Origin of the sequence: uncultured Sulfitobacter sp. (assembly GCF_947502895.1) — a bacterium.
In the GTDB taxonomy this organism is placed as follows: Bacteria; Pseudomonadota; Alphaproteobacteria; order Rhodobacterales; family Rhodobacteraceae; genus Sulfitobacter.
In genome coordinates this window covers 1,457,635-1,470,802 of the sequence record NZ_CANNBM010000001.1, presented here as the reverse complement: position 1 = coordinate 1,470,802, position 13,168 = coordinate 1,457,635, and the positions used below count along the sequence as shown (strand labels likewise).

12 protein-coding genes are annotated in these 13,168 nt (G+C 56.8%); 7 read left to right on the top strand and 5 right to left on the bottom strand.

What is annotated here, in order from left to right:
- Nucleotides 1-59 precede the first annotated feature (59 nt).
- From ilvD to Q0903_RS07185, 4 genes are all read left to right on the top strand, one after another.
- On the top strand, nucleotides 60-1,826 hold the full coding sequence (gene ilvD / locus Q0903_RS07200; RefSeq protein ID WP_299414136.1) for a dihydroxy-acid dehydratase: 1,767 nt from the start codon (nucleotides 60-62) through the stop codon (nucleotides 1,824-1,826).
- Nucleotides 1,807-2,412 (top strand): hypothetical protein, encoded by a 606-nt coding sequence (locus Q0903_RS07195; protein WP_299414133.1) that lies wholly within the window; start codon nucleotides 1,807-1,809, stop codon nucleotides 2,410-2,412. The genes ilvD and Q0903_RS07195 overlap by 20 nt, the downstream gene beginning before the upstream one ends.
- Nucleotides 2,413-2,553: 141 nt before the next feature.
- Nucleotides 2,554-3,327, top strand: coding sequence for a DUF6478 family protein (locus tag Q0903_RS07190; RefSeq protein WP_299027058.1), 774 nt, complete (start codon nucleotides 2,554-2,556; stop codon nucleotides 3,325-3,327).
- 41 nt (nucleotides 3,328-3,368) lie between these two features.
- The gene (locus Q0903_RS07185) at nucleotides 3,369-3,743 is read left to right on the top strand and encodes a hypothetical protein (protein ID WP_299414130.1); all 375 of its coding nucleotides are present in this window, start codon (nucleotides 3,369-3,371) and stop codon (nucleotides 3,741-3,743) included.
- Nucleotides 3,744-3,925: 182 nt separating this feature from the next.
- On the opposite strand, the gene Q0903_RS07180 is transcribed toward Q0903_RS07185, so the two are convergent.
- Genes Q0903_RS07180 through gpmI form a run of 3 tightly spaced genes read right to left on the bottom strand, consistent with a single transcriptional unit; the run spans nucleotide 3,926 to nucleotide 7,911 of the window.
- On the bottom strand, nucleotides 3,926-5,263 hold the full coding sequence (locus Q0903_RS07180) for a S41 family peptidase (RefSeq protein ID WP_299027052.1): 1,338 nt from the start codon (nucleotides 5,261-5,263) through the stop codon (nucleotides 3,926-3,928).
- A 3-nt stretch (nucleotides 5,264-5,266) separates the two neighbouring features.
- Entirely contained in the window at nucleotides 5,267-6,397 is a 1,131-nt protein-coding gene (locus Q0903_RS07175; RefSeq protein ID WP_299414127.1) for a peptidase M23, read from the bottom strand.
- A complete protein-coding gene (gpmI, locus tag Q0903_RS07170) occupies nucleotides 6,394-7,911 on the bottom strand; it encodes a 2,3-bisphosphoglycerate-independent phosphoglycerate mutase (RefSeq protein WP_299414124.1) in 1,518 nt (505 codons plus the stop codon). Before gpmI ends, Q0903_RS07175 begins: the two co-directional genes overlap by 4 nt.
- A gap of 565 nt (nucleotides 7,912-8,476) precedes the next feature.
- Between gpmI and Q0903_RS07165 the strand changes: the two genes are divergently transcribed.
- The 3 genes from Q0903_RS07165 (at nucleotide 8,477) to Q0903_RS07155 (ending at nucleotide 12,185) form a co-directional block, all read left to right on the top strand.
- A complete protein-coding gene (locus tag Q0903_RS07165) occupies nucleotides 8,477-8,656 on the top strand; it encodes a zinc-finger domain-containing protein (RefSeq protein WP_299027753.1) in 180 nt (59 codons plus the stop codon).
- Nucleotides 8,657-8,727: 71 nt separating this feature from the next.
- Nucleotides 8,728-11,517 carry a DNA polymerase I gene (gene polA / locus Q0903_RS07160; protein ID WP_299414121.1) on the top strand — a complete coding sequence of 930 codons (2,790 nt, stop codon included), beginning with the start codon at nucleotides 8,728-8,730 and terminating at the stop codon, nucleotides 11,515-11,517.
- A gap of 32 nt (nucleotides 11,518-11,549) precedes the next feature.
- Nucleotides 11,550-12,185, top strand: a complete 636-nt coding sequence (locus Q0903_RS07155) for a glutathione S-transferase (protein WP_299414118.1) — start codon at nucleotides 11,550-11,552, stop codon at nucleotides 12,183-12,185.
- On the opposite strand, the gene Q0903_RS07150 is transcribed toward Q0903_RS07155, so the two are convergent.
- Together Q0903_RS07150 and Q0903_RS07145 are read right to left on the bottom strand one after the other, a co-directional pair.
- Complete coding sequence (locus tag Q0903_RS07150; RefSeq protein ID WP_299027038.1) at nucleotides 12,182-12,409, bottom strand: DUF2798 domain-containing protein; 228 nt, start codon at nucleotides 12,407-12,409, stop codon at nucleotides 12,182-12,184. The genes Q0903_RS07155 and Q0903_RS07150 overlap by 4 nt on opposite strands.
- On the bottom strand, nucleotides 12,406-13,161 hold the full coding sequence (locus tag Q0903_RS07145; RefSeq protein ID WP_299414115.1) for a TIM barrel protein: 756 nt from the start codon (nucleotides 13,159-13,161) through the stop codon (nucleotides 12,406-12,408). Before Q0903_RS07145 ends, Q0903_RS07150 begins: the two co-directional genes overlap by 4 nt.
- Between the last annotated feature and the right edge of the window lie 7 nt (nucleotides 13,162-13,168).

Here is a 13,168-nt window from a genome sequence, read left to right as displayed (position 1 = left end):
AGCAGCCCCCCCGCACGATTATGCCATTATCAAAGAATTTTCTTCAGGAGCCCTATCTGATGTCCACGAACCCTCGTTTCGACAAAACCAAACTGCCCAGCCGCCACGTCACCGAAGGCCCAGCGCGCGCGCCACACCGCTCCTATTACTATGCAATGGGCATGACAGAGGAAGAAATTCACCAGCCGCTGGTTGGTGTGGCAACCTGCTGGAACGAGGCTGCTCCATGTAACATCGCACTGAACCGTCAGGCGCAATCGGTAAAAGTCGGTGTTGCCGCCGAGCAGGGCACACCACGCGAATTTACAACCATCACTGTGACCGACGGCATCGCCATGGGTCACGAAGGCATGCGATCTTCTCTCGCGTCGCGCGAAGCGATTGCAGACACAGTCGAGCTGACAATGCGCGGCCACTGCTATGACGCGATTGTAGGACTGGCCGGATGCGACAAGTCCTTGCCGGGGATGATGATGGCGATGATCCGCCTCAATGTGCCTTCTGTGTTCATGTATGGTGGTTCTATCCTGCCGGGCCGCACGGCCGAGGGTGCCGATGTACCAGAACAGTTTGCCAACCGCGATCTGACCGTTCAGGACATGTTCGAGGCTGTAGGCAACTGGCAGGGCGGCACCCTGTCCGAGGCCGCGTTGGATGTGCTTGAGCGGGTGGCTTGCCCCTCCGCTGGTGCTTGCGGTGGTCAGTTTACCGCCAACACAATGGCTTGCGTCTCAGAGGCGATCGGCCTCGCGCTGCCCAACTCCTCGGGCGCGCCAGCCCCCTACAAAAGCCGCGATGAATACGCCATTGCCTCTGGCAAAGCGGTTATGAACCTGATCGAGAAGAACATCCGCGCCCGCGACATCTGCACACGCGAAGCATTTGAAAACGCGGCGCGCATCGTGGCCTGTACAGGCGGCTCTACCAACGCTGGATTGCACCTGCCCGCTATGGCCCATGAAGCTGGCATCGAGTTCTTCCTCGAAGACGTCTGTGACATCTTCCGCGACACGCCCCACTTCGTCGATATGAAACCCGGCGGCGCTTATGTGGCGAAAGATTTGTATGAAGCGGGCGGTGTGCCGGTGGTGATGCGTGAACTGCGCAAGGCAGGTCTGATCCACGAGGATTGCATGACCGTCACCGGCTATTCCATGGGTGAAGAGCTGGACAAGGTCGAGCGCGATGCAGACGGCAAAGTCATCCATGCCGTGACCAACCCGATTAGCACCACTGGCGGTGTTGTTGGCCTGAAAGGCAATCTCGCGCCTGAAGGTGCAATCGTGAAAATTGCAGGCATGGCAGACGAAGATATCGTCTTCACTGGCCCCGCGCTGGTGTTTGAATGTGAGCAGGACGCTTTTGAAGCCGTACAAAACCGCACCTATTCCGAAGGCGATGTTTTCGTAATCCGCAACGAAGGTCCCCGCGGCGGGCCAGGTATGCGCGAAATGCTGGCGACCACGGCAGCCCTGTCTGGTCAGGGTATGGGCAAAAAGGTAGCCTTGATTACCGATGGCCGCTTTTCGGGTGCGACACGCGGGTTCTGTGTGGGCCACGTAGGACCAGAGGCTGCTATGGGCGGGCCGATTGGCTTGCTGAAAAACGGCGACATGATCACACTGAACGCGATCGAGGGCTCTATTACTGTCGATCTGACTGACGAGGAACTCGCCACCCGCAAGGCCGCATGGGAAGGCCCACGCGAGACGATCTACGCCTCCGGTGCTCTGTGGAAATACGCGCAGCTTGTTGGCCCGACTTATTTGGGGGCCGTCACGCACCCCGGTGGTGGATCGGAAAAACATGACTACATGGACCTCTAAACCACTTGCAGCGCTCGGCATCATCGTGATGCTGGGCGCTTGCGAGGGCATGGATGCAGGCAAAGGCCTGTTGGCCAACCTTACGCCACCAGAAGATGCTGCATTGCCTGCTGTGCCGCTGACCCAAGCGTTGATGATGCGCGGGAACGTCACGCTGGTACCGCCCAACGGTTACTGTATTGATCCCGAAAGCCTGACTCAAAGCTTTGCAATGATGGCGCGTTGTGATGCGCTGGGCGCGGCAACGGGTGGTATTGGCGCACCAGTCGGTGTCTTGACGGTTAGTCTGGCCCGTAATGCAAAAGATACCACACTGCCATCTGCCGCAGAGGTTGCAAGCGCAGCGGGTCTCGGCACGCCGGAAGATATCAGGCCCGCCGATGGTAGTATTGTATTTAAAACTTCCGGTGCAACGCCTGGACCTGATCTGGCACCAAAGCACTGGCGCTCTGTCGCACAGATTGACCGCTATACTATGGGTGCTGCTCTCTTTGGGCCTGAGGGGCGGCGCGCTGTTTCGCTGGAAGGTGCCGGCGTTCTTGAACAGCTGATCAAGCGCACCACCGACAAGACCGCCGAAGGTTGATACGATCTGCACATGCTGGCGTCACAGCGTACTTGCGCGACCCCAGCCTTGCATGGCATCTTGTGCTCAATGTGCAGACGATCAACCAATTGGTACGGATTTGCGCGATAAAAAGACGCGACAAGAAGCAAGGCAGAGCAAATGGCCAAGACGGGCGGAAATATACTGGATGCGGCTTTCTATAGCCGGTCGATTGCAAAATGGGCGCGCAACGCGCGTATGGCCCGTTCTGCCGATCTTTTGGGTCTGCGGCGGCAGCGCCTGCGCGCGCGGCAGCTGAAGTCCCATCTGGATGCATTGATCCATGTCGCGGATGAACGCCTTGCACTGCCACTTGAAGGATCAACCAGCTTTCCCAAACCCCACAACGCCGATTGGGCATGGCGGCCCGAACTGTGGCGCGGTCCGCTTCCTATTCCTGGGCTTTCTGCTGTGCAAACCCGATCTATGCTAGGCAGCGAAGTCACGCTTTTCCATGATTGCGAATTCTCTGAGCTGACCCTGCGCCAGCTGCGCAACCTGCGCGAAGAAGATCTGGCGCCCTACGGCCTTAGTATGGATGTTTTCCGGTTTGATGGATCTTTCCTCTCGCTGGTGGTTGATTTGCCCGGCGATGGTGTCGTTGGTCTGAAACGGACGCATCTGATCCGCATGGACATTATCGTCGAGCTGGAAAAACCTATTGAGATTTTTGCCCGTTTAAATATCAAAAACGGCCCGAACACCGAACAAATTGTGCGTGAACTGGATCTTACGCAGGATCAGACGATGGTTGAGTTCGATCTTGCATACTCCACCCTGAATGAGCGGCGGATAGAGGGGGCGTGGATTGATCTGATTTTTGAGGGGCCGGAAATGAACCAAGTCACCCTGCGCGACCTGACGTTCTCGCGCCGCCCCCGCGCACAGATTTAAGTGACTGAAACCGACGCCCGAACCCCACGACGGAGGATGTGATGACCAACCTTGTGTTGACCAAAACGAAAATGCGCCAAGGCGTTTGGGAAGGCTTTTTGACAGGCGCTGCCGGAAGTGAAGCACCCAAGTTGAAAGTAACCCACCAAGGGACACCAGCCCCCGATGTGGCAGTCACACCTATCGAAGACGGTGAAGGGTTTGCCGTGCGCATCCCCATTCCTGCTGTCGCAATTGCAGACGGGTTGCAAACACTGCTGATTGCCGATGCTGCAACGGACGAACAGATCGGTTCAATCTCTCTCATGGCGGGTGAGGCATTGGGCGACGATCTAAGAGTCGAGGTAGACCTGCTGCGCGCCGAACTTGATATGTTGAAACGCGCCTTTCGCCGCCACTGTCTTGAGACGACCTGACACTGCTGGTGCATTATAGTGTTCTGTACTCACGAAACCCGAGAGCAACTGCTTCAGGCGCAATTGGACCTTTGAAGAAGGTTTCACATTTGCTGGTTTTTGAATGCAGAACAATGAAGCTTTCAAACTAAAGGCCGCCCCATCGCAGGGCGGCCTCTTTAAATCGCTGGTTCAAAGCTGTTTTACTTCTGGGGGCCCAGAGCAGACAGGCCTTTCAAAATATCAATGGCATAAGCCAGTTGATAATCGTCTATGCGCAGCTCTGCGGCCTTTTCTGCCTTTTCGCGGTCGGCTTCGATCTGCTTGATCTCTTCCTCGCTCAGACTGTCGTTGTTCAGGCTGCCACGCAGGTCCGCTTCCGAGCGGGAGCGGCGCATTGGCGTATCCTCGTCCTCTTCAGTCTCGGCGCGGCGCGGGGGCTGAGCTACGACGATATCGGGTGACACGCCCAGCGACTGGATCGAGCGACCCGAAGGCGTGTAATAGCGCGCCGTGGTCAGGCGCATGGCACCTTCACTGCGTAGTGGCATCACTGTCTGGACCGATCCTTTGCCGAAACTTTTGGTGCCAATCACAATCGCCCGGCGGTGATCCTGCAACGCACCTGCCACGATTTCAGAGGCAGAGGCCGAGCCGCCGTTGATCAAAACAACAATCGGTTTGCCTTCGGCAAGATCGCCCTCTTTGGCATTAAATCGATCCCCATCCGCGGCTTCGCGGCCACGGGTGCTTACGATCTCGCCTTCGTTCAGGAATGCGTCAGAGACGCGGATCGCTTGGGTCAACAAACCGCCTGGGTTGTTGCGCAAGTCGATAACAAAACCATTGATGGCGTCCATGCCGCCTGCCGCTTCAACCTTCTCGGCCAGTTGCTCGGCCATTTTGGGATAGGTCTGGTCGTTAAACGTGCTCAGGCGCAGCACGACGCTGTCACCTTCAGTACGGGAGCGCACTACAGTCAATTCAATCGTGTCACGGATGATAGACACATCGAATGGCTCGCCTTCGCCTTCGCGCACAACCGTGATCACGATCTCGGATCCAACAGGGCCACGCATCAACTCAACCGCTTCGTCCAGCACAAGGCCTAGCAGGCTTTCGCCATTTACATGGGTAATGAAATCACCCGCCTCGATCCCTGCTTCATCGGCAGGGGTGCCATCGATCGGCGAGACGACTTTGACAAAACCCTCTTCTTGGGTGACCTCGATACCAAGGCCACCGAATTCACCGCGGGTTTGTTCGCGCATTTTTGCCGCATCCTTAGGCGACAGATAGCTGGAGTGCGGATCAAGTGATGTCAGCATTCCATCGATAGCTGCTTCGATCAATTCTCCCGAATCAACCTCTTCGACATATTGGGCGCGGATACGTTCAAAAATATCGCCAAACAGATCCAGCTGCTCATAGACATTCTCGGTCTTTGCCGCCTCTTGCGCCAACAGCGGTGCCGCAATCTGGGTTGTGGCAATGACGCCCAACACCGTGCCACCCGCGGCGGCCATCAAAAACTTTTTCATTATCTATCCATCCTTGTCGGTCCGAAACCAGGATGCTGGATCCTGGGGAACATTATCTTGTCTGACTTCTATATAGAGCGTTTCTGAGCGCGCAGCGCCAGTGCCATCACCATCTGTTGACAATTCACCGCCACCCGCATCCCCGCCCATCAGCCCGATGGGTGTGCCAGCGGCGATGACTTCGCCTATTTCGCCGTAAACCACTTCCAATCCTGCCAGCACAAACAGTGTCTCGGCCCTTGGTTCAAGTATCATCACATTACCAAAGTCCAGAAGCGGCCCTTGGTAGCGAATGGTAGCAGCCGTTGGCGATGTGACAATGGCGCGCGGACGTGTTGCCAACAATAGCCCCGGGCGCTTGACGCCCGCCGCATCCGCTTCGTTCATGCCGCGCAGCACAAGACTTTGCACAGGTAGCGGCAGCTCACCGATCTGTCCGTCAATGCTGACGGGGGATCGAACGCTAGGATCAGGATCAGTGACGATCTGGGAAAGACCCGAGGCAAAACCATCAAGTGTTTCTGTAGATGCAATCAGGATCGCGGTCGAAACGGGGTCTTCGGTAAACCGTTTGGGCAAATCCGTACGCTCAGCCATTGCCTGATTCAGCGCAGTGCGCGCGGCTTGCACAGACGTCATGCTACTGCGCAAACGCACCTCGGCGTCGGTTTGCAGGATACGCAAGGTTTGCACGTCTTCCAGATCTCGGCGCAACTGCTCAGCGCGCTGGTTCAAAGCTGGCGTCAGTTCAGCCAATAGCAGGCCTGCGCGGGCCGTTCCCGTTGGCCCGTCGGGATGAAGCAGCGCTGTCGGATTATCCGTGCCAATGCTCTGCAGAACCGCCAACAGCTGACCGACCTCATTGTCACGGGCAGCCAGACGCGCACTCAGTTGTGCCTCGCGTATTGCCGCTTGCCGCAAGCCCGTACGCATAGCCGCAAGTCCGGTTTCAAAGGCTTGGATTGTCTCTGTCAGCGCACGGACACGATCCCGCGCACCATCTGCACCGTCCATTTTAAGTGTCGCATCTTCCAACATCTGAATTGCTGCCCGCGCTTGGCCCGCTGCATCGCTGGTTTGCGCCCCCGCAGGTGCAGAAAGAGCCAACATCACAAGGGCAGCGCGCCAGATCATACGAGCAAACTCTCGCCAGTCATCTCGGCCGGTTGATCCAGCCCCATGAGTGCAAGCACCGTGGGCGCCAGATCTGCCAGTCGACCCGTGCGCAGTGTTGTACCTGCAGGCGCACCCGTAACAACCACGGGAACGGGGTTGAGCGTATGGGCCGTGTGCGGTCCACCTGTTTCGGGATCAATCATCATTTCACAATTTCCGTGATCGGCTGTCACGATCATCGCACCACCAACGGCCTCAAGCGCCTCCAGCGCATGACCAAGCCCCTGATCCACGGCCTCGCATGCGGCGATTGCAGCTTCCAGATCGCCTGTGTGGCCGACCATATCGGGATTGGCATAGTTGACCACGATCAGATCGTATTGCGCATGTATCGCCTTCACAAATTGTTCGGTGACTTGGGCGCTCGACATCTCCGGCTGCAAATCATAGGTCGCCACGGCAGGAGAGAGCGGCATGGCACGGTCTTCACCTTCTTCCGCATCTTCGGCTCCTCCGTTCAGAAAAAAGGTCACGTGAGGGTATTTCTCCGTCTCGGCCAAACGGAACTGTCGCAAGCCCTTAGCCGCAACCCACGCACCCAGCGTGTTGATGATCTGTGGCTTGGGATACATCGTTGTCATGTATTCGACATGGGCAGAGGAATATTCAGCCATCCCCATCACGGCAGCCCACTTTATGGGCGTTCCACGGTCAAATGCGTCAAATTCCGGCGCAGCCAATGCGGCCATAATCTCCCGCGCGCGGTCTGCACGAAAATTAAGGCAAAACACACCATCCCCATCATGAGCGCCGCTATAGTCCCCGATCACACAGGGTTTGATGAATTCATCCGTAATATTTGCATCATATGCAGCCTGCACAGCTTTGTTTGCAGTCTGCGCACCTTCGCCTTGGCCTTGCACAATAGCGGCATGGGCCTGCGCGACCCGCGCCCAGCGATTATCACGGTCCATCGCGTAATATCGTCCGGACAGGGTTGCGATCTTTACACCCGCAGGCAGCGCACTTTCCAGATCGGCCAGATCATCCAACGCCGATTGCGGTGCCACGTCACGCCCATCCGTCAGCGCATGGATCACTACTTTTATATTGGCGGCATCCAACGCACGCACCGCAGCGACCATGTGGGACAAGTGCCCGTGCACTCCACCACGCGAAACCAAGCCCATCAGATGGGCCGTCCCGCCTGACTTTTTGAGTGCTGCGATGAAGTTCTGCATGGGTGCGTGCGTTTCAAAGCTGCCTTCCTCAATCGCCAGATCAATCTGGCCCAGATCCATTGCAACCACACGGCCCGCGCCGATGTTGGTATGTCCCACTTCGGAATTGCCCATTTGCCCACGCGGCAGCCCTACATCCGGCCCGAAAGTGGTGAGCGTCGCCGAAGGCTCCTGCGCCAGCAACCGATCCATGTTCGGTGTGTGAGCAAGATGCGGAGCATTGCCCTCGGGACCAGCACCGACGCCCCAACCATCAAGAATACATAACACGACAGGCTTAGGCTGCGACATCAACGGAATGCTCCAACACAGAAAGGATGTAACGGCCTTGTACCCAAGGCGTCCTAGGACGTGAACCGTTTTATCCGGATATTCCGCTTATGGGCGATGTTTTGTCTGTAAATGGTCCCCCAAGGCTTCTGGTCTGGCCAGAAGAGAACATCTGATATTGCCTGATACACGTGCCTGAATACGGCACCCTGTATGTCACACCCTTACGGAACTGCGACGTTCTTGCGTCATCTGATGGATCTCTACCTTGGGGTTATAAGGAAGAAGCAAACTAAATCTGTATCGTTAAAACTGCACTCTCTATGTGTTAACGATGCCAAGTTGGATCGTGCTGCCGCAATCAATTTTTAACCAAATGGTTAAGAAATTCGGCTAATTTCACCAAATTCAGGCGATTCAAGCTGCCGATACACCATTTGGGATATGCGCGGAGCACACAAAGGTTAACGCTAGGTCCGCTAGACTTGGCGGCTCCTCGCTTTGGGGTTGCGCCAGCCCCTTGCCCGCACGCGCCGCATTAGCCATAACAGCGCTAATGCAAACACTCCTTTTCAAAGGCCACGACATGACAGCGACACCGCCCGAAACCCGCATCGTCAACACAAACCGCGTGGCCTGTGATGGTGGCGGCTCTGCTTCGGGCCACCCCCGCGTCTGGCTACAAATTCCCGCCGACAAAGGCTGGGTTGAGTGCGGCTATTGCGATTGTAAATTCATTCATGAAGACTTTGAGGGCAAAGTCTGAACCATCCGCTCTGGTGGCTCTGACTGTGGCGTGGCAAAAGGAAGGTCACCGCACATGAGGAGCATGAAAAAATGGCATTCGGCAAAGGTCACCACCTACATCTGATCGACGGCTCGGCCTTTATCTTTCGCGCCTACCATGCGCTGCCGCCGCTCACCCGCAAATCGGACGGGCTGCCCATCGGGGCGGTGTCGGGCTTTTGCAACATGCTGCAACGCTATGTTGAGGGCAACGCAGGCGGCGACGTAACCCATGTCGCCGTGATCTTCGACAAAGGCTCTCACACCTTTCGGAATGACATGTACGACCAGTACAAGGCCAACCGCGAGGCGATGCCCGAAGACCTGCGCCCGCAAATGCCGCTGACCCGCGAAGCCACCCATGCCTTCAACATCGCATGTGAAGAAAAAGAAGGTTATGAAGCCGACGACATCATCGCCACGCTGGCTGTTCAGGCCCGCGAGGCCGGTGGCCGCTGCACCATTATCAGTTCCGACAAAGACTTGATGCAGCTGGTCGGCGGCGGTGTCGAAATGTTTGACGCGATGAAGAACAACCTGATCGACCGTGAGGGCGTGCACGCCAAATTCGGCGTATATCCCGAACGGGTTGTCGACGTGCAGGCGCTGGCGGGTGACAGTGTCGACAATGTTCCCGGCGCACCGGGCATCGGCATTAAAACCGCTGCTTTGCTGATTAACGAATACGGTGATCTGGATGCATTGCTGGAACGTGCGGGCGAAATCAAGCAACCCAAGCGCCGCCAGACCCTGATAGACAACGCCGACCAGATCCGCCTGTCGCGCAAGCTGGTGCTGCTCGACGACAAAACCCCGCTGGATTTCACGCTGGACGATCTGGAGGTTCGTGAACCCGATCCTGACAAGCTACTGAAGTTCCTGACCGAGATGGAGTTTCGAACGCTCACCCAGCGCATTGCAAATACGCTGAAGGTCGAAGCGCCCGCAATCCCCGAGCCTGCGCCCAGCGCAGACACGCCCGAGATCGAAGTCGTGCCCTTTGACAAGGCCATCTACACAATGGTGGGGGATAGAGAGACGCTGCAAGATTGGCTGGGTAAAATCTATACGCGCGGCTATGTTGCCGTTGATACCGAAACGACGGGCCTCAACGATATGACAGCCGATCTGGTCGGCATTTCCCTTTGTGTTGAGGCGGGCGAGGCCTGTTATATCCCCCTGATCCACAAAGCGAACCGCGGCGATGATCTGTTCGGCTCTGATGATCTGGCAGAAGGACAGATGGCCGTTGAAGAAGCCCTCGAAATGCTGACACCGATGCTCTGTGATCCCACGATCCTGAAAATTGGCCAGAACATGAAATACGATGCCAAGATTTTCGCGCAACTTGGTATCGAAGTTACGCCTTTCGATGACACAATGCTCATGTCTTACGCCATGCATGCGGGTCTGCACGGGCACGGGATGGACACCCTGTCCGAACGGTACCTCAACCACACGCCGATCCCGATCAAGCCACTGTTGGGTAGCGGTAAATCCGCGATCACGTTTGACAAGGTTCCACTTGAGCAGGCCGTGCCTTACGCCGCCGAAGATGCCGACATCACCCTGCGCCTGTGGCAGCAGTTCAAACCGGCCCTCCACCGCGTAGGGACCACCCGCGTATACGAGACGATGGAGCGTCCTCTGGCCCCTGTTTTGATGCAAATGGAACGGCATGGCGTGAAGGTTGACCGCGATACGCTGAGTCGGATGTCGAACGCCTTTGCCCAGAAAATGGCAGGGCTGGAGGCCGAGATTCACGAGCTTGCAGGCCGCAGCTTTAACGTAGGCTCGCCCAAACAGCTGGGCGAAATCCTGTTTGACGAAATGGGGCTTGAGGGCGGAAAAAAAGGGAAAACAGGTGCATATGCCACCGGCGTTGACGTGCTCGAAGACCTCGCAACCGAGCACACATTACCTGCACGCGTGCTGGATTGGCGACAGCTGAGCAAACTCAAATCCACCTACACGGACGCGTTGCAAACCCATATCAATGCAGACACAGGCCGCGTGCATACGTCCTATTCCATCACAGGTGCTTCAACGGGCCGTCTGTCTTCCACTGACCCTAACCTGCAAAACATCCCGATCCGCACCGAGGAAGGCCGCCGCATTCGCGAGGCTTTTGTGGCCGAAGAAGGCAAAGTATTGGTTGCTCTCGACTATTCCCAGATCGAATTGCGTCTGCTGGCCCATATTGCGGATCTGCCCGCGCTCAAACAAGCGTTCAAGGACGGGCACGATATCCACGCCATGACCGCGTCCGAGATGTTTGATGTGCCCCTGGACGAGATGACACCCGATATCCGTCGTCAGGCCAAGGCGATTAACTTTGGCGTCATCTATGGCATTTCCGGCTTTGGCCTTGCACGCAACCTGCGCATCCCGCGCGCCGAGGCGCAGGGATTTATTGACCGGTATTTTGAGCGGTTCCCCGGCATCCGTACCTACATGGACGACACAAAGGCGTTCGCCAAAGAACACGGCTATGTCCAGACGCTGTTTGGCCGCAAAATCCACACTCCCGAGATTGCATCCAAAGGGCCACGCGCTGGTTTTGCCGCCCGCGCCGCAATCAACGCCCCTATTCAGGGTACCGCCGCGGATGTGATCCGCCGCGCCATGATCCGTATGCCAGCGGCGATTGAGGGGATGCCTGCGAAAATGCTTCTACAAGTGCATGACGAGTTGTTGTTCGAAGTGGATCAGGGCGCCGAGGATGATCTGATCAAAGTTGCCAAAGACGTGATGGAAAACGCCTCTGACCCCGTTGTTCAACTGGACGTCAAGCTAAGTGTGGATGCAGGCACAGGCAGCAACTGGGCGCAGGCGCACTGAGTTGCGGGGCGCAAGGTAGTGAGGCCTGTTTGATGCGCGAGACAACACCTATCCTCTATTCCTTTCGGCGCTGCCCATATGCGATGCGCGCACGACTGGCTTTGCAGGCTTCTGGCTGCACCGTGGCCCTGCGCGAAATCGCATTGGCTGACAAACCGCAAGCGTTTTTGGCGGCCTCCCCCTCGGCTACGGTTCCGTGTCTGGTACATGCGGATGGTGTGATCGACGAAAGCCTCGACATCATGGTCTGGGCGCTGCAACAGAACGATCCGCACCGCTGGCTGGAGATGCCGCAGCTGGGGCACGCTTTGATCGCCCAGACTGACGGGCCGTTCAAACACGCGCTGGATCGCGTGAAATACGCAAGCCGCTATCCGGATGAAGACGCAGATCAACATCTCAACGCGGCCTGTGGGTTTTTGCATGTCCTCGATGATATGCTGGAACAGTGGCTCTTTGACACGCCGACGCTGGCTGACTACGCGATCCTGCCTTTCGTGCGCCAATTCGCTTTCATCGACAAGAAATGGTTCGACGATCAGGGGTGGCCGTATTTGCAAAAATGGCTGGACCGCTTTCTGGACACGCCGGAGTTTGCCGACATCATGATAAAGCACCCGCAGTGGCAGCCCTGCGATGCGCCGGTATTTTTTCCCGCACAGCCCTAGGGCTTGGCCACCAGCCGTGCCACGATCCGCCGCGTAATTGGCGCAACAACCAGCACAGTCGGAAACGCCACCGCCCAGCTAAACATCCACGATGTCATCCAAGCAGGTACAAATGCCGAACCCGAATCCAGCACCCGCGACGTTGCAATGCCCGATACGATACAAGACATCAGCCCTGACAAAATAAAGCCAAACAGAACAGGTGCAAAGCGCGCAGGGATCATAGTAATTTCATCCAGTCCAATGTGGCCTCTGTCGACGGGCCAGGTGTATATTCACCGCTGATCCAGCCTGTGTATCCCGCCGCTCGCATGGTGTCGAACAGCGCTGGAAAATCAACAGCTCCTCGGCCAGGTGCATCCCTTGCAGGTGTATCGCCGATTTGAACATGCACGATAATATCGCGATACATTTCATAAACAGCAACAGCGTCACCGTGAATCATTTGTGCGTGATAGCTGTCAAACTGCAGTCGCAGGTTCGGAGCATCTACCTCAGCAATGATTTCTGCAGCCAATGCGTAATCGTTCAGGAAATAATCGGGCAGCGATTCTGGGCAAAGCGGCTCCAAAGTCAGGATTAATCCGTCAGGTACAGACTGGACGGCCTCTTTGAGGTTTCCGATCATCGTCTGTTTCGCTTGCGTGCCATTACCTGTTCCTGACATCACGTGCAGCAGTGGCACGCGAAGCGCTTGCGCATAACGACCTGCACGGCGCATGTCGTAGGCAAATCGCGCCTCCCCTCCGATTGTTGCGGCAAAGCCCCGCGCGCCGCCTGTATAGTTCGGTGGAGGCGCGTTAATCAAAACCATCTCAAGACCGCCACGCAGCAATGCACGTTGCGTATCTTTGGCAGGTAAATCATATGGAAATAGCACTTCTACGCCCGTAAACCCCGCAGCAGAGGCCGCATCAAATCGGTCAAGATAGGGCAGCTCGGGCCAAAGATGGCTCAGGTTCGCGGCAGCCTTCACAGGTTTT

Coding starts and splice junctions, on each gene's coding strand:
- ilvD (WP_299414136.1), top strand. CDS start 60: ATGTCCACGAACCCTCGTTTCGACAAAACCAAACTGCCCAGCCGCCAC.
- Q0903_RS07195 (WP_299414133.1), top strand. CDS start 1,807: ATGACTACATGGACCTCTAAACCACTTGCAGCGCTCGGCATCATCGTG.
- Q0903_RS07190 (WP_299027058.1), top strand. CDS start 2,554: ATGGCCAAGACGGGCGGAAATATACTGGATGCGGCTTTCTATAGCCGG.
- Q0903_RS07185 (WP_299414130.1), top strand. CDS start 3,369: ATGACCAACCTTGTGTTGACCAAAACGAAAATGCGCCAAGGCGTTTGG.
- Q0903_RS07180 (WP_299027052.1), bottom strand. CDS start 5,263: ATGAAAAAGTTTTTGATGGCCGCCGCGGGTGGCACGGTGTTGGGCGTC.
- Q0903_RS07175 (WP_299414127.1), bottom strand. CDS start 6,397: ATGATCTGGCGCGCTGCCCTTGTGATGTTGGCTCTTTCTGCACCTGCG.
- gpmI (WP_299414124.1), bottom strand. CDS start 7,911: ATGTCGCAGCCTAAGCCTGTCGTGTTATGTATTCTTGATGGTTGGGGC.
- Q0903_RS07165 (WP_299027753.1), top strand. CDS start 8,477: ATGACAGCGACACCGCCCGAAACCCGCATCGTCAACACAAACCGCGTG.
- polA (WP_299414121.1), top strand. CDS start 8,728: ATGGCATTCGGCAAAGGTCACCACCTACATCTGATCGACGGCTCGGCC.
- Q0903_RS07155 (WP_299414118.1), top strand. CDS start 11,550: ATGCGCGAGACAACACCTATCCTCTATTCCTTTCGGCGCTGCCCATAT.
- Q0903_RS07150 (WP_299027038.1), bottom strand. CDS start 12,409: ATGATCCCTGCGCGCTTTGCACCTGTTCTGTTTGGCTTTATTTTGTCA.